Raw genomic sequence first — 23,327 nt, 5'->3', positions numbered from 1 at the left:
TTCACCCCTCTGTTCACCCCATCGTGCCAACTTTCCGGCGAAAGTATCGACCGAAAGACTCGCCAGGCGCAGCATGAGGCCATCGTGAGGCCATCGTGAGGCAGGCGTGAGGCAGGCGTGAGGCAGGCGTGAGGCCGTCGTGAGGCAGGCGTGCCAGGCAGGGGAGGAGTGGGGCAATGACGTACAGGATCGGTGCGTTCGTGGTGGACACGCGGGAGGGGCGGGTCGCGCAGGTGATCGGGGGTGTGGGGAGCCTGTGACGTTGCGGCGGCCTGGGGGCGGGCTTGAGTGGGAGGCGCCGTTCGCCTCCCTGCGGCTTGTGACGCGGGAGGATCGGGAGGCCGCCGGGCTCTGGCCGGCCGGGTCGCGGCCCATGTACGGGTGCGGGGAGTGTGCGCAGCTGGCGGCGGCCTGCAAGGAAGCCGCGGCCGGGGACGATCCGGTGGAGACGGGGGACGCGCTGGTGCTGCAGCGCCGTCACTGGCGGACCGTGCATATGGGGGGTGCGTGACCGTGCGGATGACCTGCACCCACGGTGGGGGCTGGGCGGCCCGTACTCGGGGCGAGGCCCGCTGCCGCGACTGCGGAACCGTCCGCTTCACCGAGTACGCGGCCCTCAGGCCGCCGGGCCTTCCGCATGCGGCCACCCCGCCCCGCCGCAGCGCCGTCGCTGCGGACCGCGCCGCCGCCCGGCGGGAGGGGTGCGCTCTGCGTGCTTGCGCGCTGGTTGGGGTTGAGTTCCGTGGTTCGGGTGCGGGTTAGAACAGGCTGGCAGCGGGGGAGGGGGCTTGGGCCCGTGGGATGGCTTGAGGCCGGTGGTGGGGGGCGCACTCCTGCCGTCACGGATGCGGGTGCGTGAGGAGACCTTGCGCATAGGTCGTGGCTGAGGGGAGCGGGCTGCTGCCGCGGTGTGGCTGGGACCGGTGGGGGCGCGCCGCTCAGCGCGCCACCATCGTGGTTGCTCGGGCGGGTTCGGGTGCGGGTGCGGGTTGGTGGGGGCTGGGGGCTGTTTGGGCGCGGATCCACCGGCCTGGGAAGTACGGCGGCGGATAAGTGGCCGGGGATGGCGGCCGAGTGCCTCAACCGCCCCAGCCGTATCTCCTCACCTCACGAGCCTCTGGCTTGGGCCGGTAGCGGCGGCGGAATGCGGCGGGGGAGGGAGGCTCGCCGCCTCAGCAACCGCGGCGGGGCGGCCCCCACCCAGGGCGGCGGCTGGCCGCCTCAGCAGTCCCACCAGGGCCCTCTTGGATCGGGTGGTTCCGCTGGCCCGGGTAGGGGGTGTTGACGGTAGTCACGAACGTCGCCGGGGCAAGCAGGTCGCAGTTCCTGGTGATGACTCAGTGTTGGATCAGGCCGCCGACCGGGACAGGAGCAACGTGGCCGGTTGCCGGAAGGGCCTGTGCCAGGGCGAGGCCGATGTCGACCAGCGATGACCGGCGCAGGCCGGCGACGTCGGAGACCCGAGTCCAGACTGACTCGGCGATTTCGCCGTTCGGCTCAGGCCGCAGCCGGCCGCCAGTGATGCGGACCTGGTAGAAGATGCCGACATTCTGGTGCTCGACCCCCGCCCGCGCGGCGGCCGCAGGGATCACCCGTGAGTCCACTCCCAGCAGGCGATCCACCACCGCGGCGCAACCGGTCTCCTCGGCGACCTCCCGGATCACCGCATCGAACGGATCCTCCCCGTGCTCGACCCTGCCGCCCGGAAGAGTCCAGTGACTCCCGCCCTCCGGTGGTACGTAGCGGGCGAGCAGCACCCGCCCGTCCTCGATACACACGGCGTACGCGGCCAACCGGAAGCTCATCCCCGCACCTCCCCGCCGGACCCTACCCAACGTCCAAGCTCCGCGCATCGCTACGCGGAGTGAGTGCTCACAAACACTCTTGGGCTCACAAACCCCCGACCTGGGCCCGTAGCTTGGCGGATAGGTGCGCCGGGATGGCAGCCGAGCGCCTCAGAACCCCTGGAACCCCTGCACGGCCTCCTCGCCCACACACCCGCAAGCCCGGGCCATAGCCTCGTTGCCTCGCAACCTTCCGGGCCTGGGCCGTGGCCCGGCGGATAAGTGGGCCGGGATGGCGGCTGTGCGCCTCAGCAGCCCCCTAGAGCCCCCTCGTCCCACCAGCCCCCGCTCAGGGGCAGTTTGACGCGTAACCACGATGGTGGCGCGCTGAGCGAAGCGCCCACGACGGGCCCAACCACATCGCGGCAGCTGCCAGCTCCTCCTCAGCCACAACCGGAGGGACTGGTCTCCTCACGCGCCCGCATCCGTGACGGCAGGAGTACGGCGGCCAGCCCCCACCCACCGAACAGCCCACCCACCGAACCCAAGCCCCCATCCCTCCCCCTGCTGCCAGCCTGCCTTGGCCCCGACCACCCCCAAAGGGGCAGCCGGCCGCAGAGCGCGCGCCACCGCTCAGGCCGGTGTCCGCCCGCCCGTCCGCAGGGCGCCGTTCGCCGCTCCCTGACGAAAGGTGGCGCACCCTCGCCGGAAGGTGGTGCACCTCTAGTCGGAAGATGGCGCGTGCCTAGACGAAGGTGATGCGCTCCTAGACCAAAGGCGGACGCCTCACCACCTGCTGTTTCCCTAGCGTCGAAGCATGACGGTCGACACCACCGGCGGGGTCGGCAGCACCCCGGTCCCAGCCCCAGCCCCACGCCGTGGCGGCGTACGCTCCGCCGAGCGGGCCCTCGCGCCCGATCTTGCGCGCGGGATCATGCTGCTGTTCATCGTGTTGTCGAACACCGCGTTCCACTTGTGGAAGTCCGAGTACGGGCCCTCGGGGTGGCAGCCCGTGACCGGCGGATGGCCGGACCACGCGGCCCAGTTCGCGATGATCACAGCGCTCGATCTACGGGTCTATCCGCTCTTCGCCTTCCTCTTCGGCTACGGCATGATGCAGCTCTTCCTGCGCCTGACCGCCGCCGGGGCCGGGGCCGGCGAACGCGACGCGGTCGGGATCCTGCGCAGGCGCAGCCTGCTCCTGATAGGCATCGGGCTCGCCCACTCCACGCTGCTCATGGCGGGCGACATCGTCGGCTACTACGGGCTGCTGAGCCTCGCCCTCGCCCCGCTCTTCCTCCGGCGGAGCGAGCGCGTCCTGAAATGGTGCATCGCGATCGCCGCCGCGCAGCTGGTGCTCGTGACCGCTCAGCCGGTCATATCGGCACTGCTCCAGGGGGAGCTGGGGTCGTTGGGCGACGCGAGCGCGGAACCGGGGGCCGCGGCCTACGGGGCGGGCGAGGAGGGCTGGTTCGCGGCAGCCGGGACCCGGCTGACGACCGGGCTCTTCGTCACCTTCACCGCTGCGCCTTTCTCCCTGATCGGCGGAGGCTACGTCATCTTCCTGCTCGGCTTCTGGGCCGCGCGCCGCCGCATCCTGGAGGAGCCGGGTCGCCACCTGCCGCTGCTGCGCCGCACGGCGGTCCTCGGCATCGCGGTCGGCTGGCTCGGCGCGCTGCCCGCGGCCCTCGCCCATGTCGGGGCACTCAAGGTGCCGGACGACGCGCAGAGCGAGTCCGGGGCGCTGACGGTGCTCCGGGAGATCACGGGGTACGGGGCCGGGCTCGGCTACGTCGCGGTGGTGGCGTTGTTCGTGCACTGGTGGAGCGGGCGGGAGGCACGGGGAAACGCGAAGGCCGCAGTGGCCGTCACGGCCATAGCCGCCGTGGGCAAGCGGTCCCTGTCCAGCTACCTCGCCCACTCGCTGCTCTTCGCCCCGCTGCTCGCGGCCTGGGGCCTGGGTATAGGCGCCCGCCTGACCAGCGCCACGATGGCCCTGTTCGCGGTGGGGATATGGCTGGTGACGGTGGCCGGGGCGTACGCGCTGGAACGCCGGGGCCGGCGGGGGCCGGTGGAGGTGGTGCTGCGGCGGCTGATGTACCGGTAGCGACGTACGCGCCGATGGCGAGGCCCTCGCCGCGACCGCCGTACGCGATCCACAGGTAAGCCCCAGGCCCCAGGCCCCAGAACGCACCTAGCGCAACGCGTTCCCCAGCAAGTCCGCGCCGAGGCGGCCGACGAGCTCGATGTCGAGCTCGTGGAAGACGTACCGCCCTTGCCTGCGGGTGCGGGTGAGTCCGGCCTTCTTCAGGACGCCGAGGTGCCGGGACACCTCCGGGGCCGTGAGGCCGTTGGCGTCTGCCAGTTCCGTGGTCGAGTGGGGGCCCCGGGCCAGGGTCCGGCACAGGCGAAGCCGGAGGGGGTGGGCGACGGCCTCCAGGCGTTGCCGGACCACCGCCAGCGAAAGCGCCGGCGGTAGCTCGGGTACGGCGACGGGGTACTGGAGGACCGGCCGGTCGCCGTGGGCGTCCCGGACGACGAGGTGCGGCCATCCGAAGGCCGTGGGGAGGAAGACCAGCCCGGTGGAGGTGGCTCTCACCCGGCCGTCCTGCAGTTTGTCGATCACCAGGAGGTGGCGTTCGGTGTCCAGGGTGATGGCGGAGGAGACCGAAGCGACGGCATGCGCCAGACCGCGGTGCTTGAGCAGTTCGTTCTTGTGGCGGGCGTCGGCGGTCAGCTGGGGGCGGACCCGCTGCCAGACCTCGCCGAAGAAGTGCTGTTCGCAGTCCTCCAGGAGCCGGCGGAGCCAGGCGCGTACCTTCTGCGGGTCCTCCAGCAGCCGGTCGGCGAACGCGGCCTGCCGCAGTCCGCGCGCTGCGGCGAGCTCCCGGGCCCGGCGGCGGTCCTCGGCGCGGCGCAGTGGTGACGGCCTGGGGTGGGCGAACGAGGTGGCGCAGGAGATCTCCACCGCGGCGACGACGAAGGCGTCGTCGTCCAGCCGGTCCCACGCGTCCAGCTCCTCTTTGAGGTCGGCCACTCCAAGGTCGGCCACTTTAAGGTCGGCCGCCTTGAGGCCGGCCCCTTTGGGGCCGAGCCCTGTGAGGCCCGCCGCTGCGCTGCCGGGCAGGAACAGGTCCGAACGCGTGGAGCGCCAGAGGATGTCCGCCTCGTGGAGCCTGTCGGCCAGGTCCGGAGGGAGGTGGGTCCTGGTCCGGACGGCCCAGTCGAGGAGACCGGGGTGGTGGGACGGCTCGGCCAGGACGTGCAGCGCCGCTCCCAGCTCGGCAAGCGGCGACACCGCGAAGGACACGCGGTCCAGCGGTACGTCCGAGACATCGATCACCACGCTCACCGCTTCAGTGTGCCGTTCCCGGGCGGAGAGCAGAGAAGGCGGGGAACGCGAAGCCCCCGGTGGCAGGGGCCACCGGGGGCGGAGCGAGGGCGGAAGGCCGCGGGGCCGTTACTTCACGCCCAGCATCTGCTCGATCGGGTCGAGGAAGAAGTACACGAGGAAGCAGAGCCCGACCACGTTGAGCAGCCACGGGACCTCGCGGCCCCGCCGGTCGGCGATCCGCAGCAGGATGAAGGCGAGGACGCCGATCCCGATGCCGTTGGTGATCGAGTACGTGAACGGCATCGCGATGATCGTCAGGAACGCCGGCACCGCGATGGTGAAGTCGCTCCAGTCGATCTCCTTGACGTTGGCCGCCATGATCAGGAAGCCGACGACGAGCAGTGCGGGCGTGGCGGCCTGCGACGGGACGACCGTGGCGAGCGGGGTGAAGACCAGGGCGAGGAGGAAGAGGCCGCCGGTCATCAGGTTGGCGAGGCCGGTGCGGGCGCCTTCGCCGACGCCCGCCGTGGACTCCACGAAGCAGGTGTTGGCCGAGGCCGAACCCAGGCCGCCGGCGGCGACGGCGACGCCGTCGACCATGAGGATCTTGCCCATGTTGGGCAGCTGGCCGTTCTCGTCGGTGAGCCCGGCCTCCTCGCCGACGCCGATGATCGTGCCCATTGCGTCGAAGAAGCCCGAGAGCAGCACGGTGAAGACGAACAGGCAGCCGGTCAGCAGCCCGACCTCCTGGAAGCCGCCGAAGAGGCTGATGTCACCGATGAGGCCGAAGTCGGGGGCGCCCACGATCTTGTCCGGCACCTGGGGGACGGACAGGCCCCAGCTCGTGCCCGGGATCTTGGCGAGCGAGTTGATCAGGATGGCGACGAGCGTCATGGCGACGATGCCGATGAGGATCGCGCCGCGCGTCTTCCGCACGACGAGGATGAACGTCAGGGCGAGGCCGGCGACGAAGACCAGCACGGGCCAGCCCTGCAGCTGGCCGCCCTGGCCGAGGCCGAGGGGCACGGTGGTGTGGGCGGCGTCCGGGTTGCGGGTGACGAAGCCGGAGTCGACCAGGCCGATCAGCGAGATGAACAGGCCGATGCCGATCGCGATGGCGCGCCGCAGCCCGCCCGGGATGGCGTCCATGACGCGCTGCCGCAGCCCGGAGGCGACGAGCACCATCAGCACCAGGCCGGCCAGCACGACCATGCCCATCGCGTCAGGCCAGCTCATCTTGGGGGCGAGCTGGAGCGAGACGACGGCGTTGATGCCGAGGCCGGCGGCGCAGGCGATCGGGACGTTGCCGATGACGCCCATGAGGACGGTGCTGAGACCGGCCATCAGGGCGGTGGCCGTGACCAGCTGGGCGTTGTCCAGCTGGTGGCCGAACTTGTCCTGGCCGGCCCCGAGGATGATCGGGTTCAGGACGACGATGTAGGCCATCGCAAAGAAGGTGGCCAGGCCGCCGCGGAGCTCCCGGGAGACGGAGGAGCCGCGCTCGGTGATCCGGAAGTACCGGTCGAGGGCGCCCTTGGGCTGGGACGGCGGCGTGGACGGCTGCTGGGCGTCGACCGGGGAAGTGGCCGAGGTGGGCATACGGGACCTCAGTCGGATGGGCCTGCGCGGGGGGACGTAGGCGGCGGGGGGACACGCGAATGGATCATGAACTGTATGATCAAACGAAACCAGCCAGTCATTTTCCGTTCGATTCAGTATGAATAAACAAGCTCGCGATTGCTATCTCCGCGCGTAGACCCTTATGCGCCAAGGGGCCCGCGCCCGGGCGCACACCGCCGCCACGCTCGTACAGCGCTCCACCGGGGCTCGCGCCGCGCTCGCGCGGGGCCCCGCCGGGGCTCGCGCAAGCCCTCCGCCCCCCCACGGACTACGCTTGCGCCCATGACGAAGTGGACACCCAGGCACGAAGCGCCGGAGCCCCTGGAGGGCAACGTCGTCGCCACCATCACCGGCGGCACCGTCATCTGGTTCGTCCTCTTCCTCGTCCAGATCCCCTTCTACGGCTGGTTCCGGGACCACGGTCACCTGTGGTGGGTGTGGACGTGCCTGGCCGGCGGCGGGCTCGGCCTGATCGGCATCTGGTACGTCCGCAAGCGGGACGCGGCGATCCGCCGCGCCGCCGATCGCCGCGAAGAGGCGGGAAGCACGACCCGCTAGGCACAGGGGCCTGCCCGGGAAGGCCCGCGGGCTCCGCCGCTGTGGCTGATTCCCCGGCTGCGGGCCGTTCGGGTCGTACGCCATCCCGCCGTTCGAAAGGCACGGCGCCCAGCGCCCCCGTACCGTCGGATCCATGAGCGATCCGGCGCAGACCGCGACCGAGGAACACCTGCCGGCGCCGCACCCGGGCCTGAGCGCGCCCGAGGTCGCCGAGAGAGTGGCCCGGGGCGAGGTCAACGACGTACCCGTCCGCTCCTCGCGCTCCACCACGGAGATCGTCCGGGCCAACGTCCTGACCCGGTTCAACGCCATCATCGGCGTCCTCTTCCTGATCATCCTGGTCGTGGGCCCGATCCAGGACGGCCTCTTCGGCTTCGTGATCGTCGCCAACACCGCGATCGGCATCATCCAGGAGCTGCGGGCCAAGAAGACCCTCGACTCGCTCGCCGTCATCGGCGAGGCGAAGCCGACCGTGCGCCGCGACGGCGCGCCCTGTGCGATCCCGACGGGGGAGATCGTCCTCGACGACGTGATCGAGCTCGGTCCGGGCGACAAGTGCGTCGTGGACGGCCGGGTCCTGGAGGCGGACGGGCTGGAGATCGACGAGTCGCTGCTGACCGGTGAGGCCGACCCGGTGCTCAAGCGGACCGGGGACCCCGTCATGTCCGGGTCCTTCGTCGTGGCGGGCGGCGGCGCCTTCACCGCCACCAAGGTCGGGCGCGAGGCCTACGCGGCCCAGCTCGCCGAGGAGGCGTCCCGCTTCACGCTCGTCCACTCCGAGCTGCGCACCGGCATCAGCCGGATCCTCAAGTACGTGACGTGGATGATGATCCCGACGGCCGTCGGCCTGATCATCAGCCAGTGGATCGTCCAGGACCACGACTGGAGGGAAGCGGTCCGGCGGATGGTCGCGGGGATCGTGCCCATGGTTCCCGAGGGGCTGGTGCTGCTCACCTCCGTGGCCTTCGCGATCGGTGTGATCCGGCTGGGGCGCAAGCAGTGCCTGGTGCAGGAGCTGCCCGCGATCGAGGGCCTGGCCCGCGTCGACGTCGTCTGCCTGGACAAGACGGGCACGCTCACCGAGGGCGGCATGGACGTCAGCGAGCTGCACCTGCTGGACGGCGCGGTGGGGGAGAAGACGGACGAGGCCTACGTGCGCCAGGTGCTCGGCGCCCTCGGCGAGGCCGACCCCCGGCCCAACGCCAGCCTCCAGGCGATCATCGACGCCTATCCGGCGCCGGCGCGCTGGCGCTGCACCGAGTCGCTGCCCTTCTCCTCCGCCCGGAAGTACAGCGGCGCCGCGCTGAGCACCCCCGACGGCGAGAGCGGCACGTGGCTGCTCGGCGCGCCCGACGTGCTGCTGGCCCCGGAGGCCACGGCGCTCGCCCAGGTCGAGGAGCTCAACGCCCGGGGGCTGCGGGTACTGCTGCTCGCCCGGGCCGCGCGCGAGCTGGACGACCCGCGCGTCACCGACGGCGTCCGGCCCACGGGGCTGGTCGTCCTGGAGCAGCGGCTGCGCCCGGACGCGGGCGACACCCTGCGCTACTTCGCCGAGCAGAACGTCTCCGCCAAGGTCATCTCGGGCGACAACGCGGTCTCCGTCGGGGCCGTCGCCGCCAAGCTGGGCCTGACCGGGGCCAAGGGGCCGGTCGACGCGCGGCGGCTGCCCGCCGGCCGGGAGGAGATGGGCGCCGCCCTGGACCGGAGCGCGGTCTTCGGGCGCGTCACCCCGCAGCAGAAGCGGGACATGGTCGGCGCGCTGCAGGCCCGGGGGCACACGGTCGCGATGACGGGCGACGGCGTCAACGACGTCCTCGCGCTGAAGGACGCGGACATCGGCGTCTCGATGGGTTCGGGCTCCGAGGCGACCCGGGCCGTCGCCCAGATCGTGCTGCTGAACAACAGCTTCGCCACGCTGCCGTCGGTGGTGGCGGAGGGCCGCCGCGTCATCGGCAACATCACGCGCGTGGCGACGCTGTTCCTGACGAAGACCGTCTACTCGGTGCTGCTGGCGATCCTCGTGGTCTGCTGGCAGGTGCCGTATCCGTTCCTGCCGCGCCACCTGACGCTGCTCTCCACGCTCACCATCGGCGTGCCCGCCTTCTTCCTGGCCCTCGCGCCGAACAAGGAGCGCGCGAAGCCCCACTTCGTGCGCCGGGTGATGCGGTACGCCATCCCGGCCGGGATCATCGCGGCGGCCGCGACCTTCGCCGCGTACCTGCTGGCGCGGCACCACTACGCGGGCCCGGGCGCCCTCGACGCGGAGACCAGCGCGGCGACGCTGACGCTCTTCCTGATCTCCCTGTGGGTGCTCGCGATCATCGCGCGCCCGTACACGTGGTGGCGGATCGGCCTCGTCCTGGCCATGGGCGCGGGCTTCCTCGTCGTGCTCGTCACGCCCTGGCTGCAGCACTTCTTCGCACTGAAGCTCGTGGGCACGACCATGCCCTGGGCGGCCGTCGCCATCGCGGCGACGGCGGCCGGGGCGCTGGAGCTGGCGTGGCGCTGGGTGGACCGGCGCTTCCCCGCGTGAGCCACGAGTGCGGGCGGGGAAGGACGGGGGAAAAGCGTCTCCTCAGGCGCTGGCCTTCTCGTCCTCCAGGATTTCGCGGATCTGCTCGCGGAACGCGGCGCTGTCCTGGTGCTTGTGCACGGAGAAGGCGTGCTCGCTCGCGGCGCGGATGACCTCGTCCTCCTCACCGGTGAGGGTCAGCGAGCAGTCCGTCTCGCTGGGCGACCGGCTGCAGTCGGCGACTTTCCTGGTCATGACGGCCTCCCGGGTGTTCGTTCACTGGGCCGCACTTCCAGCGTAGGCGGTGGGGGCGGCCGTCTCCACGCCCTTCGCGAGCCCCGCGCCCTCCCGGACCTCCGCGTCGACCATCTTCTCCATCGGGTCGGCGGCCAGCCCGCCGCCGACCAGCATCCCGGCGACGATCGCGACGCCCAGGATCACGTTCCCCAGCCACACCATCGTGTCGACCGGCAGGGTGTACGCGCCCACGACCCTGGCGACGCACTCGGCCAGCAGCGCCGTCCCCCACACGAGGGAGAACGTCCGCTCGGTGCGCCGGAACCGCGCGTCGCCGGCCGACAGCCGGTCCCAGGCGGCCAGCCGCACGGGGTCGCCCTTGACCACCCACGGCTTGAGCCCGGTGGTCATCAGAGGCCGCCGCCCGAACGCGGAGACCAGCACGACGAGACCGACGACGCTGCTCACGGCGCTGTCCTTGGCCAGCATCAGCCGGGCGTCCCCGCTGACCGTGCTGAGCAGCAGCCCCACGATGTTGACGACGAGGATGAGCGCGGCGAGCCCGTTGAGCCGGCGGTCCTTCACCAGGCCCCAGACCGTCCGCACGGCGGGCAGCGCGCTGCTCCAGCCCAGGGCCGCGACCGTGCCCATGCCGAACCCCTTGCTGAGCGTGTAGTACGCGGCCATCGGCAGGACGGCGTCCACCACCAGCGGCGCGAAGCTCTCCCAGAGCGCCCGCCCCCGCGGGACGGCCGTCGTTGATGACGCGTCAGTCATCGACCGGGCGCCGGTCGCTGACGGTGCGGCGGTTGTCGACGGTGCGGTGACGGGCGTGTTGCTCATGGTCGGAGGCCCCCGGGTCTGCGGTGTGTGCCCCGTAAGCCGTGCGGCTTCCGGGCGTACGCCTACCTTCGCGGTCGGCCCGGTGCCTCCGGCAGTGCCGTTGATCCACGACTGGCCATGACTTTTGTCAGCGGCCGGACATGACGGGCAGGGGCCGGTGGCCCTCGTCCGTACGGTCCCCGGGCGTACGTCCCCCGCCCGTACGCCCGGGGCCCGTGCCGAGGACGTCCGCCACGACCGCGTCCGCCAGCCCCGTCACCTGGGCGACGAACCGCCCCCGCCGCACCCCGAGCCGCCGCAGCGCCGCCCCGTGGTCCACGGCGACGAAGGCGGCGGCGCCGCCGAGCAGCACCCGCCAGCCGGCCATCGCGGGGCGGCGCAGCGGCCGGGGCAGGGTGCCCACCGACCGGCGCAGGCGCAGGCAGTGGAAGGGGATGTGGCGCTGTTCGTCGGCCAGGATGCGGGCCGCGACCTCGGACGGCAGTGCCTGCCCGACGCCGTCGCGGACGGCCCGGTAGTAGGGGACGGCGACGAGTTCGGCGATCGTGAGGACCATCAGTTCCAGGCGCAGCCCGAACAGCCGCCGGACCCGGACGAAGATCGCATCGCTCCAGTGGCCGTCGAGGAGCGGTGCGCCGTCGGCGGCGAGGAGCCGGGCGAGCAGGCGCGCGTGGTTCTGCTCCTCGGCGACGAAGAGGCGGACGGCGGCGGCGTAGTCGGGGTCGCCCGCCCGGTCCGCCTTGCCGATCAGGTTCGCGCCGTCCCCGCTCTCGCCGACCTGGAAGCGCTGGAGGCTGCTGCGGACGGCGCGGGGCAGGCGGACGTCCTGCGTCCAGTCGGGGTCGCCGGTCCGCCGCCGCCGTTCGGCTTCGTCGGTGAAGTGCTGCACCCAGTCGGCGAAGCCGGCCGGCGGCGCAACCGCGCCCGGGTCTGCGGTCGTGTTCCTGTCTGCGGCTATGTCTGCGTCTGCGCCTGCGGCTGCCTCTGCGGCTATGCCTGCGGCTGTGTCGGTGGCTGCGTCTGCGGCCGTGTCGGCAGAGATGTGCGTGCTCGTGCGTGTACTCATGGCGTTCCCCCGATGATTCGCCGTGATAGTCCGGTGATCATACGGTTTGCCCCCGCGCATGCAAGGGGGCAGGAGGGGGTCGCCGCGCTTCCCCGCCGTGCTTCCGGTGCTACGGGCGGTGCCACCGGGCGCCCTGGTAAACCGGCTTTATTTAGTCCGGGTAATGAGTTAAGCTAAAGAACATGTCGGACCGGGACCCCCAAGTCGATACCGCAGCAGTGAACTCCCTGCGCTCCGGTGTCATGCGCCTGTCGCGTCGGCTCAAGCACCAGCGGGTCGACGAATCGCTCAGCCCCACGGAGATGTCGGTGCTGGGCACCCTCGCCGGCTGTGGCAGCGCCACGCCGGGCGAGCTCGCCCGCAAGGAGCACGTGCAGCCCCCGTCGATGACCCGCATCGTCGCCCTGCTCGAAGCCAAGGGCCTGGTCCGGCTGGAGCCGCACCCCGAGGACCGCCGCCAGAAGGTGGTCACCCAGACCGAGCGGGCCGAGGCCATGCTCGAAGAGAGCCGCCGCAAGCGGAACGTCTGGCTCACCGAGCTCGTGGGCCGGCTCGACGAGGACGAGTGGGCGACGCTGCGCGCCGCCGCGCCCGTCCTCGAGAAACTCGCGCACCTGTAATACGCGCCAGGAGGAGGCGAACCCACTTTGAGTACGGGACACGGAGCAGACTCCGCACCCGCACCGAACAGCCACGACGACGCCATGCACAGCGCCGCCCTGAACAAGCCCGGCCCGACGACGAGTGCGGGGCGCAAGGGCGGCACCTTCAGTTCCCTCAGAATCCGCAACTACCGCCTCTTCGCCACCGGCCAGGTCGTCTCCAACACCGGCACCTGGATGCAGCGCATCGCCCAGGACTGGCTGGTCCTCAGCCTCACCGGCTCGTCCGCCGCCGTCGGCATCACCACGGCCCTGCAGTTCCTGCCCATGCTCTTCCTCGGGCTCTACGGCGGCGTCATCGCCGACCGCTACCCCAAGCGCAGGCTGCTCGTCGCCACCCAGGCGGCCATGGGCGTCACCGGCCTCGCGCTCGCCGTCCTCACCCTCTCCGGGCACGTGCAGGTCTGGCACGTGTACCTGACCGCGTTCGCGCTCGGCCTCGTCACCGTGGTCGACAACCCCGCCCGCCAGGCCTTCGTCGTGGAGATGGTCGGCCCCGCCGACCTGCGCAACGCCGTCAGCCTCAACTCCGCCAACTTCCAGTCCGCGCGCCTGGTCGGCCCCGCCGTCGCCGGTGTGCTGATCACCGCCGTGGGCAGCGGCTGGGCGTTCCTCCTCAACGGCCTGTCCTTCGTCGCGCCCGTCGCCGGGCTGCTGCTGATGCGCACCTCCGAGCTCCACAAGGTCGACCGCGCGCCGCGCGGCAAGGGCCAGCTCAGGGAGGGCCTGCGCTACGTGGCCGGGCGGCCGGACCTCGTCTGGCCGATCGTCCTCGTCGGCTTCATCGGCACCTTCGGCTTCAACTTCCCGATCTGGCTCACGGCCTTCGTCAACGACGTCTTCCACGGCGGCGCCGGCACCTACGGCCTGCTCAACACCCTGATGGCGGCCGGCTCCCTGGTGGGCGCCCTGCTCGCCGCGCGCCGGGGCAGCTCGCGGCTGCGGCTCCTCGTCGGCGCCGCCCTGCTCTTCGGCCTGCTGGAGATCACGGCAGCGCTCGCGCCCTCGTTCTGGGTCTTCGCGGCGCTCCTCGCGCCGATCGGGATGTTCGGCCTCACGATCAACGTGACCGCCAACTCCAGCCTGCAGCTGGCCACGGATCCCGCGATGCGCGGGCGTGTCATGAGCCTGTTCATGATGGTGTTCATGGGCGGCACGCCCCTCGGCGCCCCGCTGGTCGGCTGGGTGACCGACGTCTACGGCGCCCGCGTGGGCTTCCTCGCCGGTGGCGCGGTCGCCACGCTCGCGGCGGCCGGGGTGGGCCTGGCCCTGGCCCGGGTCGGCGGCCTGCGCCTGAAGATCGACCTGCGGCGCGGCCACCCGCACGTGGCCTTCGTCCCGCGCGAGCCGGCACCGGCGGAGGGGCTGGCGACGGCGGCGTAGTCGCCGGCAGGAGGCGCCCGGCCCGTCCGAACAACCGCCGGGCGCCCGATCCGTAAACCCCTGCCCAAAGGGGAGACTGGTTCCATGCGACTCTTCGCCGCTGTCCTGCCGCCCGAGGCGGCCGTCGTCGAGCTGACGGACGCCACCGCGTCCCTGCGCGGGCTGCCCGGTGCGGAGCGGCTGCGCTGGACCGAACCGTCCGGCTGGCACTTCACGCTCGCCTTCCTCGGCGAGGTCGACCCGGAGCTGCTGCCGGAGCTCACCGAGCGGCTGGGGCGCGCCGCCCACCGCCACCCGCCGCACGAACTGCGCTTCGCCGGCGGCGGGCGGTTCGGGGACCGGGTGCTGTGGGTCGGGGCCGACGGCGAGCGGACGATCCTGCGCGACCTGGCGCGCTCGGCCGCGGCCGGGGCGCGCCGGGCGGGCGTCGCCGTCGACACCACGCACGACTTCCGGCCCCACCTCACCCTCGCCCGCGCCGCGGGCCCGGTGAACCTCCGGCCGTACGCCGAGGGCCTCGCCGGCTTCAGCGGCACGCCCTGGACCGTGGCCCGGCTGGAGCTCATGCGGAGCCGGCTTCCGGGTGGCGGCGTTCCCGGGGAGCGTCCTCGTTACGAGACGGTGGCCGCCTGGGAGCTGGGCGGGTAGCCGGGCGGGTGGCAGCAGGCAGGAGAGCCCCGAGGGCCGGGCCACTGCCCGCCGCCCGTTACGCTCGGTGCGTGGACCCGAAGACCAGAAACCGCATCATGACCGCCGCGCTCGCCGCGATGCTCGTCGTCGTCGCCGTGGTGGCCGCGGTGAAGTGACGCCGTAAGCCGGGCGCGAAGGCTTCCAGCAGCCGGCAGAGGTCTCCAGGGTTCACGCCGGCGCGGCGGCTTCCCAGGGGCCAGGCCAGGCCGGGCCGGGCCGGGCCGACGCCACGACTCCGCGCCTGCCCGGCCCTGAACGTGCTGACCGCGTGCTGACCGCGGTCCTGGCCCTACCAGGCGAACGCCTCCGGCGACGGGCCCGGGCCCGGGAAGATCTCGTCCAGCTGGGCGAGCAGCTCGCCGGACAGCTCCAGCTCGGCCGCGCGCAGGGCGGACGCGAGCTGGTCGGCCGTGCGCGGGCCGACGATCGGGCCGGTCACGCCCGGGCGGGTGAGCAGCCAGGCGAGGGCCACTTCGCCGGGTGCCAGCCCGTGCTTGTCGAGCAGGTTCTCGTAGGCCTGCACCTGCTCGCGGACCTTGGTGCTGGCGAGCGCGTCCGCGGAGCGGCCGGACGCGGCGCGGGCGCTGCCGCCCTCCCGCTCCTTGCGGATCACGCCGCCGAGCAGCCCGCCGTGCAGCGGCGACCAGGGGATCACCCCGAGCCCGTACGCCTGCGCGGCCGGGACGACCTCCATCTCGGCGCGCCGCTCGGCGAGGTTGTACAGGCACTGCTCGCTGACCAGCCCGAGCGAGCCGCGGCGCCGCGCGGTCTCGTTGGCCTGGGCGATGTGCCAGCCGGCGTGGTTGGAGGAGCCCGCGTAGACGATCTTGCCCTGCTGGACGAGGACGTCGACCGCCTGCCAGATCTCCTCCCACGGCGTGGCCCGGTCCACGTGGTGGAACTGGTAGAGGTCGATGTGGTCCGTCTGCAGCCTCCGGAGGCTGCCCTCGACGGCGCGGCGGATGTTGACGGCGGACAGGCGGTCGTGGTTCGGCCAGTCGGCGCCGTCCGCGCCCATGTTGCCGAACACCTTCGTGCCGATGACGACCTTCTCGCGGCGGCCGCCGCCCTTGGCGAACCAGGTGCCGATGATCTCCTCGGTGCGGCCCTTGTCGTCGCCCCAGCCGTAGACGTTGGCGGTGTCGAAGAAGTTGACGCCCGCGTCGAGCGCGGCGTCCATGATGGCGTGGCTGTCGGCCTCGTCCGTCTGGGGGCCGAAGTTCATCGTCCCGAGGACGATCCGGCTGACCTTGAGTCCCGTGCGTCCGAGCTGCGTGTACTCCATAGCGGACCAGCCAACGCCCTGGAGTGCACTCCAATCAAGAGGGCGGGCCTCGGACGGCGTGTCCCGCCGGCGACGGACGGCGCGCCCGTCCGGCAGCGCGCCAGGCAGCAGGCTCGGCAGCGCGTCGGGCAGCGCGCCCGGAGCGCGTCGGGCAGCGCGTCAGGCGGTGCGGAGAAGCCGGGTGCCGGGGTGTCAGTCCTGCGCCGGGATGTACGGCGCGCCCACGCCCCACGCCTGGTGCATCGCGTCGGCGAAGGCGGCGGCCAGCAGGTGTTCGCCGGCCGCGTTGGGGTGCGTGCCGTCGTAGGTGTCGCGGTCGATGTCCCAGCCCTCCGGGCGGGAGGCCAGGAGCAGTGGCGAGCCGGGCGTGCCGAGCTCGGCGACGGCCTTGCCGAGCAGCTCGTTGAAGCGCTCGCACTCGTCGGCGAACGCCGGGTCGCCCAGGGCGCGGACGTTGCGGATGACGGGCAGCAGCACCGCCCGGATCCGCGGGTTGGCCTCCCGCGCCTCCGTGACGAAGCGGTGCACGTTCTCGGCCGTCTGCCCGGCGTCCGTGTAGAACCCCAGGTCTATGAGGCCGAGCGAGACGAGGAGGGTGTCGGCGCGGCCGGCCCGTACGGCGTCGCCGACGAGCGGGGCCATGTGCAGCCAGCCCTCGCCCCAGCCGGCGAGGTGCGCGCGGGCGCGCTCGGGGAAGTCGGGTGCGCCGTAGGCGTGGGAGACGGGCGCGTCGGCGGCCGGGTCGTACAGCTCGCGGCGCGGGCCGACGATCTTGTACGGGCCGCCGTGGGTCGCGTTGAGGTGCTGCCACATGCGGTAGCGCCATGTGTGGTCACCGGCGCTACCGATGGTCATCGAGTCGCCGACGAACATGATCCGCATGGGTACATCATCGCGGATCGTGGGGCGGCTGGGGCACATGAGGGGCGAGTGAGGGGCGAGTGGGGGGCGAGCGAGGTCGCCGCGTCGCCTGAGCAGGGCTTTTCTCCGGCAAATCAAAGTGAATTATTTTTTGCATAAAACAAAAAGCGGCAGTGCGGGCCGGAGGGCGGGAGGGCGCGAGAGTGGGAAGGCGGGAAGACGGGAAGGCGGAATCCGCCCCGCCGAATACCGGGCGGGGCGGAAACCGTCAGGGTGTCACGTCACCGGCTCGCGCCGGGTCAGCGGTCCGTGTGGCCGTAGCTCACGACCCGGCCGTGGCCGGAGCAGTCGCCTCTGAAGATCCAGTAGCCCTTGCCCACCCAGGAGCCGTACAGGTAGGTGCCGTCGGAACACCGGGTCCACGACTGGGACTGGCCGTAGTCGACGCGGCAGTTGGCCGTCCACACGGTCCCGTTGTTCCTGTAGCTGTCGCAGGACGAGACGTGCGGCGCCGGTGCTGCCGAAGCGGCCGAGGCCCCCACCAGGCTGGTACCGGCCGCCATGATCGAACCCACGGCGGCGTAGGCCAGGCGGCGCTTGATGCGCTTCATTGACTTCCCTCCCTGGAACTGATTGCCGTTCGAACGAGAACCTAACGGGAGATCGCGCGAACGACAGTGCGGTAATTCGCCAATGAGTTCCTATTGGTTGGCGCTTTTCGGCCGCGGGTCTGGCGAATATTCACCCTGTTTGCAGAGGTGTCGGGGACGGGGCGCAGATCAGGGCGGCGCGCGGGAAAGCGGAGGTGTCGCGTTCCGGGCGGGTGGCGCGCGCCGGTCGCACCGGCGCCGCGGCGGGGCCGCCCAGTACCGCGCCTGCCGCGACCGCGTCGGTGGCGCCCGACCCCGCGGCGCGCGGCCGGATGGCAGGCTTGGAGCCATGCGTCCACGCCCGATCCTCGCCGCCCTCGCCGCCGCCGCGCTCGCCGTGCTGCCCGCCGGCCCGGCCCTGGCCGACGGCGACGACGCCGCGCAGCAGACCGCCGCCGGCGCCGTAACCTTCACCATCGAGGACCCGCGGATCAGGGAGTCCAGCGGACTGGCGGCCAGCCGCAGCCACCCCGGCGTGTACTGGACGCACAACGACAGCGACGACGGCCCGTACGTCTACGCCGTGGACAGCCGCACCGGCCGCACCGTCGCCACCGTCACCCTCGCCGGGGTCGAGCCCCGCGACGTCGAGGCCATCTCCCTCGGCCCGGACGGCTCCCTCTACGTGGGCGACATCGGGGACAACTTCGGCGGGCGCTGGAAGGAAGTGCGGATCTACCGCTTCGCCGAGCCGAAGACCCTCAAGGACACCACCGTCACCCCCACCCGCTACACCGTCCGCTACGAGGACGGCCCGCGCGACGCCGAGTCGCTGATGGTGCATCCGAAGACCGGGCGCGTGTACATCGTCAGCAAGAAGCGCTCGGGCCCGGGCGCCCTGTACGCGGCCCCGGAGAAGCTGTCCGCGTCCGGCGTCAACGTCTTCCGGAAGACCGCGGACATCGACACGTGGGCCACGGACGGCGCCTTCTCCCCGGACGGCACCCGGCTCGTCGTCCGCGGCTACTTCGACGCGATCGAGTACCGCTGGCGCGACGGCCGCCCCGAGGAGATCGGCCGCCCGAGCGTGCCGCTGCAGCGCCAGGGGGAGTCGGTCACCTTCGCCCCGGACGGCCGGACCCTCATGTACGGGACGGAGGGCAAGCGCAGTTCCGTGCAACCGGTCGCCCTGCAGGGCGACCTCCTGCCGGACACGGCGGCGAAGCAGCGGGACGACGCGAAGGCCGGCGGCGCCTCCCGCGGCGGCTCGGACGGTGGCGACGGCGACGACCGGACCCGCACCATCGCTCTCGGCGCGGGCACGCTCGCCGTGGCGGCGGTCCTCGTGCTGGGGGTGCGGAGGGTGCTCCGGCGCCGGTGAGGCGGGTGGGCGGGAGGGGGAAAGGCGTGTGACGGGGCCGCCCCCTGAGCGGGCGGCCCCTCCTCGTCAGAGGCGTTCGATCACGTAGTCGACGCAGGCCGTCAGGGCCGCCACGTCCGCCGGGTCGATCGCCGGGAACATCGCGACGCGCAGCTGGTTGCGGCCCAGCTTGCGGTACGGCTCGGTGTCCACGATGCCGTTGGCGCGCAGGACCTTGGCGACGGCCGCCGCGTCCACGTCCTCGGAGAAGTCGATCGTGCCGATGACGGCCGACCGCTTGGCCGGGTCGGTCACGAACGGCGCCGCGTGCTCGGAGGCCTCGGCCCAGCCGTACAGCGTGCGGGCCGAGGTCGCGGTGCGGCGCACCGCCCAGTCCAGGCCCCCCTGGCCGTTGATCCACTTCAGCTGCTGGTCGAGCAGGAAGAGGGTGGAGAGGGCGGGGGTGTTGTACGTCTGGTTCTTCAGGGAGTTGTCGATCGCGGTCGGCAGCGAGAAGAACTCGGGGATGTGCCGCCCGGAGGCGTGCACGCGCGCCGCCCGCTCCAGGGCCGCGGGCGAGAAGACGGCGAGCCACAGGCCCCCGTCGGAGGCGAAGGACTTCTGCGGGGCGAAGTAGTAGACGTCGGTCTCGGCGATGTCGACGGGCAGGCCGCCCGCGCCGGACGTGGCGTCCACCAGGACGAGCGCGCCCTCGTCGGCGCCCTCGACGCGCTTGAGGGGCGCGGCTACGCCGGTGGAGGTCTCGTTGTGGGTGAAGGCGTAGGCGTCGACGCCCGCCTCCGCCTTCGGCTCCGGGTGCGTGCCGGGCTCGGAGGAGATGACGGTCGGCTCCTCCAGCCACGGCGCGAGCTTCGCGGCCTTGGCGAACTTGGAGGAGAACTCGCCGAAGGTGAGGTGCTGCGACCTGGTCTCGATCAGGCCGTGCGTCGCGACGTCCCAGAAGGCGGTGGAGCCGCCGTTGCCCAGGATCACCTCGTAGCCCTCGGGCAGGGAGAAGAGTTCGCGCACGCCGTCGCGCACCTGGCCGACCAGGTTCTTGACCGGGGCCTGGCGGTGGGACGTGCCGAGCAGAGAGGTTCCGGTGGCAGCCAGCGCGGCGAGCGCTTCCGTACGCACCTTGGACGGGCCCGCGCCGAAGCGACCGTCGGCGGGCTTGATGTCAGCGGGAATCTGGATATCAGCCACGCAGGCAGCCTAGTGCGTGCGGTGTTCCCGATCAGTAAAACGTCCGTTCGGTGAGACGGTGGAACCGGGGGCTCCGGGGCACTATGGGGGGTATGGCTGATCTTGTGGAAAGTGATGCTGACCACGAAGGGCCGAACGAGCAGTCGAATGAACGGCTGGATGAAGAGCTGCACGGCGAGCTGAAGGCCGCCCTCCGCAAGGCCGTGCGGGGCGAGGTCCGCTTCGACGCCGCCGCCCGCGCCCTGATGACCATGGACGCCTCGAACTACCGCCGCGTGCCCCTCGGTGTCGTGGCCCCGCGCGACGCCGGCGACGTCGCGGCCGCCCTCGCCGTCTGCCGCGGGCACGGCGTGCCGGTCGTCGCCCGCGGCGGGGGCACCTCGATCGCCGGGCAGGCGACGGGCACGGGGGTGGTGCTGGACTTCACCCGCCACATGAACGCGATCACGACGATCGACCCGGAGGCCCGTACGGCCGTCGTCCAGCCGGGCGTCGTCCTCGACGCGCTCCGCTCCGCGGCGGGCGCGCACGGGCTGACGTTCGGCCCCGACCCGTCCACGCACGGCCGGTGCACGCTCGGCGGCATGATCGGCAACAACGCGTGCGGCGCGCACTCCGTGGCCTGGGGGACGACCGCCGACAACGTCCACGAACTGGACGTGCTGACGTACGGCGGCGAGCGGGCGCGGCTCGCCCGCGGGTACGACGGCCTGCCGCCGCGGCTCGCCGCGGGCCTGCGCGGCCTGGTCGGGGGCGAACTGGCGCTGCTGCGCACCGGGTTCCCCGACCTCCCGCGGCGGATCTCCGGCTACGCGCTGGACGCCCTGCTTCCGGAACGGCGCACCGACGTGGCCCGCGCCTTCACCGGCAGCGAGGGCACGCTCGGGGTGCTGACGGAGGCCGTCGTACGGCTGGTCGAGGCGCCGCGGGCGCGCGTACTGGCGGTGCTGGGGTACGCCGACGAGAGCGACGCCGCCGACGCCGCCCATCTGCTGCTGCCGCACCGCCCGTTGACGGTCGAGGGCATGGCCGCCGACCTGGTCGGCCCCGCCGCGGCGGCCGGACTGCCCCGGGGAGCGGCCTGGCTCTTCGTCGAAACCGGCGGCGACACGGCCGCCGAGGCCCGGGCGCGCGCCGAGGAGATCGCCCGGGCCGCCGCCCCCGCCGCCACCGGCTGCACGGTCGTCGCGGACGCCGCCGGGCAGCGCGCCCTGTGGCGCGTCCGCGACGACGCCGCCGGCACCGCCACCCGCCTGCCCGACGGCACCGAGGCGTGGCCCGGCTGGGAGGACTGCGCGGTCCCGCCCGCCCGGCTCGGGGCCTACCTGCGCGACTTCCGCGCCCTCCTGCGCCGCTACGGGCTGCACGGTGCGCCCTACGGCCACTTCGGCGACGGCTGCATCCACGTGCGCATCGACTTCGACCTGACCCGCCCGGACGGCGTGCGGCGCTTCCGCGACTTCTCCGGCGACGCCGCCGAACTGGTCGTCTCGCACGGCGGATCGCTGTCCGGCGAGCACGGCGACGGGCAGGCGCGGGCGGAACTCCTGCCGAAGATGTACGGGCCCGAGGTCGTCCGCCTCTTCGAACGCTTCAAGGACGTCTGGGACCCGGACGGCGGCCTCAACCCCGGCATCCTCGCCCGCCCCCGCAAGCTGGACGAGAACCTCCGCTTCGACGTGCTCCCCGGCCGTCCGGTGCCGGTCGTCTTCGCCTACCCCGGGGACGGCGAGGGCGGCGGGGACTTCGCGGGGGCCGTGCGGAGGTGCGTCGGCGTCGCCAAGTGCCGCGAGACGGAGGTCGTTCCGGGCGCGGCGGGCGTGATGTGCCCCTCCTATCGGGTGACGGGCGAGGAACAGCACTCCACGCGCGGCCGGGCCCGCCTGCTGCACGAGATGCTGGCGGGCGAGGTCGTCACGGACGGGTGGCGCTCGGAGGAGGTCCGCGAGGCGCTCGACCTGTGCCTGGCGTGCAAGGGATGCCGCAGCGACTGCCCGGTGGGCGTCGACATGGCCACGTACAAGGCGGAGTTCCTCCACCACCACTACGCGGGCCGGCTGCGGCCCGCCGCCCACTACGCCATGGGGTGGCTGCCGGTGTGGCTCCGGGCGGTGGCGACGCTCCGGGCGGCCGGGACGGTCAACCGGCTGACGGGCATCGGGCCGGCCGCCGCGGCAGCGAAGCGCCTCGCCGGGCTCACCCGGGAACGGGATCTTCCGCGGCTCGCGGGGGAGCCGTTCGTGCGGTGGTGGCGGGGGCGGGGGGACGTGCGGGGCGGCGGGTTGGGTGGTGGCCCGAGCGACGGCCCGGCCGACGGGGATGCCGGTCAGCGAGTGCCTTCGGCTGGTGAGCTGCCGGCTGCTGGCCTCGGCACGGGCGGCGCCCGGGCCGCAGGCACCGCTACGGGCTCCGGTTCTGGCTCCGGTTCTGGCCCCGGCCCCGGCCCCGGCCCCGGCCCCGGCCCCGGCTCCGGCTCCGGCTCCGGGCAACGGGTGGGTGGGCGGGGCGAAAGGCCCGCCGCAGGCGCGGACCTCGTGCTCTGGCCCGACACGTTCACCAACTTCCTCTCCCCGGAGGTCGCCCGCGCCGCCGCGACGGTCCTGGAGAGCGCCGGTCTCCGTATCGCCGTCCCGCCGAAGGCACCCTGCTGCGGGCTCACCTGGGTCTCCACCGGTCAACTCGACCGCGCCCGCAAGGAGATGCGCCGCACCCTCGACCTCATGGCCCCGGCGCTCGCCGCCGGTCTGCCCGTCGCCGTGCTGGAGCCCAGTTGCGCCGCCTCGCTCCGTACGGATCTCACCGAGCTGCTTCCCGGCGATCCACTGGCGCAGCAACTCGCGGCGTCCGTCCGTACGTTCGCCCAGGCCCTCGAAGAGCTCGCCCCGCACTGGCGGCCGCCCCGCCTGGACCGCCCCGTGGCCGGTCAGACCCACTGCCATCAGCACGCGGTCCTCGGCGACGCCGCCGAGCGCCGCCTCCGCGAGCGCGCCGGCCTGGTGGGTGCGCTGAGCGGCGGATGCTGCGGCCTGGCCGGGAACTTCGGGTTCGAAGCGGGCCATTACGAGGTGTCCGTGGCGTGCGCGGAGGAGCAGTTGCTGCCCGCTCTGCGGCAGGCCGCCGGGCGGGGCGCGAAGGTGGAGGTCCTGGCCGACGGGTTCTCCTGCCGTACGCAGATCGCCCAGCTCGCGGGCGGCGAAGGCGCGCGCGCCCGCCACTTGGCCGAGGTGATCGCCGAGGCCCTCGCCGCCGGTCACCCGCACAACTGACCGAAAAATAAAGGCAAGCACGCTTGATTGTTTTCCCGGGCGCTGTCACGCTCTCTCCGTCCTGACGAAC

The 23,327-nt window shown here is 72.7% G+C and carries 20 protein-coding genes; 10 read left to right on the top strand and 10 right to left on the bottom strand.

Features of this window, described 5'->3' with window-relative positions; translation table 11 throughout:
* Positions 1 to 519: 519 nt before the first annotated feature.
* Positions 520 to 762: a DUF6255 family natural product biosynthesis protein gene (locus ACFPP6_RS12985; protein WP_382041016.1), complete on the top strand. Its 243-nt coding sequence runs from the start codon at positions 520 to 522 to the stop codon at positions 760 to 762.
* Between the two features lie 575 nt (positions 763 to 1,337).
* Here the strand turns inward: ACFPP6_RS12985 and ACFPP6_RS12980 are convergent.
* Positions 1,338 to 1,805 carry an NUDIX hydrolase gene (locus ACFPP6_RS12980; protein WP_382040595.1) on the bottom strand — a complete coding sequence of 156 codons (468 nt, stop codon included), beginning with the start codon at positions 1,803 to 1,805 and terminating at the stop codon, positions 1,338 to 1,340.
* A gap of 796 nt (positions 1,806 to 2,601) precedes the next feature.
* Between ACFPP6_RS12980 and ACFPP6_RS12975 the strand changes: the two genes are divergently transcribed.
* A complete protein-coding gene (locus ACFPP6_RS12975) occupies positions 2,602 to 3,891 on the top strand; it encodes a DUF418 domain-containing protein (protein ID WP_382040593.1) in 1,290 nt (429 codons plus the stop codon).
* Positions 3,892 to 3,978: 87 nt separating this feature from the next.
* Here ACFPP6_RS12975 and ACFPP6_RS12970 read toward each other — a convergent pair whose 3' ends face one another.
* Together ACFPP6_RS12970 and ACFPP6_RS12965 are read right to left on the bottom strand one after the other, a co-directional pair.
* A complete protein-coding gene (locus tag ACFPP6_RS12970; RefSeq protein ID WP_382040591.1) occupies positions 3,979 to 5,136 on the bottom strand; it encodes a DUF5937 family protein in 1,158 nt (385 codons plus the stop codon).
* 108 nt (positions 5,137 to 5,244) lie between these two features.
* Complete coding sequence (locus tag ACFPP6_RS12965) at positions 5,245 to 6,717, bottom strand: NCS2 family permease (RefSeq protein ID WP_382040588.1); 1,473 nt, start codon at positions 6,715 to 6,717, stop codon at positions 5,245 to 5,247.
* A gap of 303 nt (positions 6,718 to 7,020) precedes the next feature.
* On the opposite strand from ACFPP6_RS12965, the gene ACFPP6_RS12960 reads away from it, so the two are divergent.
* Together ACFPP6_RS12960 and ACFPP6_RS12955 are read left to right on the top strand one after the other, a co-directional pair.
* Entirely contained in the window at positions 7,021 to 7,296 is a 276-nt protein-coding gene (locus ACFPP6_RS12960; RefSeq protein ID WP_382040586.1) for a DUF2530 domain-containing protein, read from the top strand.
* Positions 7,297 to 7,429: 133 nt separating this feature from the next.
* Entirely contained in the window at positions 7,430 to 9,829 is a 2,400-nt protein-coding gene (locus tag ACFPP6_RS12955; RefSeq protein ID WP_382040584.1) for an HAD-IC family P-type ATPase, read from the top strand.
* Between the two features lie 42 nt (positions 9,830 to 9,871).
* Here ACFPP6_RS12955 and ACFPP6_RS12950 read toward each other — a convergent pair whose 3' ends face one another.
* From ACFPP6_RS12950 to ACFPP6_RS12940, 3 genes are all read right to left on the bottom strand, one after another.
* Positions 9,872 to 10,063, bottom strand: a complete 192-nt coding sequence (locus ACFPP6_RS12950; RefSeq protein WP_382040581.1) for a DUF1059 domain-containing protein — start codon at positions 10,061 to 10,063, stop codon at positions 9,872 to 9,874.
* Positions 10,064 to 10,084: 21 nt separating this feature from the next.
* Positions 10,085 to 10,822 (bottom strand): VC0807 family protein, encoded by a 738-nt coding sequence (locus ACFPP6_RS12945; RefSeq protein WP_382041013.1) that lies wholly within the window; start codon positions 10,820 to 10,822, stop codon positions 10,085 to 10,087.
* Positions 10,823 to 11,015: 193 nt separating this feature from the next.
* Positions 11,016 to 11,777 (bottom strand): ferritin-like domain-containing protein, encoded by a 762-nt coding sequence (locus ACFPP6_RS12940; protein WP_382040579.1) that lies wholly within the window; start codon positions 11,775 to 11,777, stop codon positions 11,016 to 11,018.
* 359 nt (positions 11,778 to 12,136) lie between these two features.
* Here ACFPP6_RS12940 and ACFPP6_RS12935 point away from each other — a divergent pair, with 359 nt between their 5' ends.
* The 4 genes from ACFPP6_RS12935 to ACFPP6_RS12920 all read left to right on the top strand — a co-directional run bounded on the left by ACFPP6_RS12935 (position 12,137) and on the right by ACFPP6_RS12920 (position 14,805).
* Positions 12,137 to 12,574 (top strand): MarR family winged helix-turn-helix transcriptional regulator, encoded by a 438-nt coding sequence (locus tag ACFPP6_RS12935; RefSeq protein WP_168090691.1) that lies wholly within the window; start codon positions 12,137 to 12,139, stop codon positions 12,572 to 12,574.
* Positions 12,575 to 12,601: 27 nt separating this feature from the next.
* Complete coding sequence (locus tag ACFPP6_RS12930; RefSeq protein WP_382040576.1) at positions 12,602 to 13,999, top strand: MFS transporter; 1,398 nt, start codon at positions 12,602 to 12,604, stop codon at positions 13,997 to 13,999.
* An 84-nt stretch (positions 14,000 to 14,083) separates the two neighbouring features.
* On the top strand, positions 14,084 to 14,647 hold the full coding sequence (thpR, locus tag ACFPP6_RS12925) for an RNA 2',3'-cyclic phosphodiesterase (RefSeq protein ID WP_382040573.1): 564 nt from the start codon (positions 14,084 to 14,086) through the stop codon (positions 14,645 to 14,647).
* 8 nt (positions 14,648 to 14,655) lie between these two features.
* Positions 14,656 to 14,805: a hypothetical protein gene (locus tag ACFPP6_RS12920; protein ID WP_382040570.1), complete on the top strand. Its 150-nt coding sequence runs from the start codon at positions 14,656 to 14,658 to the stop codon at positions 14,803 to 14,805.
* Between the two features lie 173 nt (positions 14,806 to 14,978).
* Here the strand turns inward: ACFPP6_RS12920 and ACFPP6_RS12915 are convergent, their stop codons facing one another.
* The 3 genes from ACFPP6_RS12915 to ACFPP6_RS12905 form a co-directional block, all read right to left on the bottom strand.
* The gene (locus tag ACFPP6_RS12915) at positions 14,979 to 15,974 is read right to left on the bottom strand and encodes an aldo/keto reductase (RefSeq protein ID WP_382040567.1); all 996 of its coding nucleotides are present in this window, start codon (positions 15,972 to 15,974) and stop codon (positions 14,979 to 14,981) included.
* 192 nt (positions 15,975 to 16,166) lie between these two features.
* The gene (locus ACFPP6_RS12910; RefSeq protein WP_382040564.1) at positions 16,167 to 16,856 is read right to left on the bottom strand and encodes a GDSL-type esterase/lipase family protein; all 690 of its coding nucleotides are present in this window, start codon (positions 16,854 to 16,856) and stop codon (positions 16,167 to 16,169) included.
* A gap of 278 nt (positions 16,857 to 17,134) precedes the next feature.
* Positions 17,135 to 17,446, bottom strand: coding sequence for a hypothetical protein (locus tag ACFPP6_RS12905; RefSeq protein ID WP_245700532.1), 312 nt, complete (start codon positions 17,444 to 17,446; stop codon positions 17,135 to 17,137).
* 328 nt (positions 17,447 to 17,774) lie between these two features.
* Here ACFPP6_RS12905 and ACFPP6_RS12900 point away from each other — a divergent pair, with 328 nt between their 5' ends.
* A complete protein-coding gene (locus ACFPP6_RS12900; protein ID WP_382040561.1) occupies positions 17,775 to 18,806 on the top strand; it encodes a hypothetical protein in 1,032 nt (343 codons plus the stop codon).
* A 66-nt stretch (positions 18,807 to 18,872) separates the two neighbouring features.
* Here ACFPP6_RS12900 and serC read toward each other — a convergent pair whose 3' ends face one another.
* On the bottom strand, positions 18,873 to 19,991 hold the full coding sequence (gene serC / locus ACFPP6_RS12895; RefSeq protein WP_382040559.1) for a phosphoserine transaminase: 1,119 nt from the start codon (positions 19,989 to 19,991) through the stop codon (positions 18,873 to 18,875).
* 92 nt (positions 19,992 to 20,083) lie between these two features.
* Between serC and ACFPP6_RS12890 the strand changes: the two genes are divergently transcribed.
* On the top strand, positions 20,084 to 23,257 hold the full coding sequence (locus ACFPP6_RS12890; protein WP_382040556.1) for an FAD-binding and (Fe-S)-binding domain-containing protein: 3,174 nt from the start codon (positions 20,084 to 20,086) through the stop codon (positions 23,255 to 23,257).
* Positions 23,258 to 23,327: the final 70 nt, after the last annotated feature.

Source organism: Streptomyces aureoversilis (assembly GCF_042657885.1).
GTDB lineage: Bacteria > Actinomycetota > Actinomycetes > Streptomycetales > Streptomycetaceae > Streptomyces > Streptomyces aureoversilis.
Note: the sequence above shows the minus strand (reverse complement) of the source record. Positions and strands in the feature narration are given on the sequence as shown.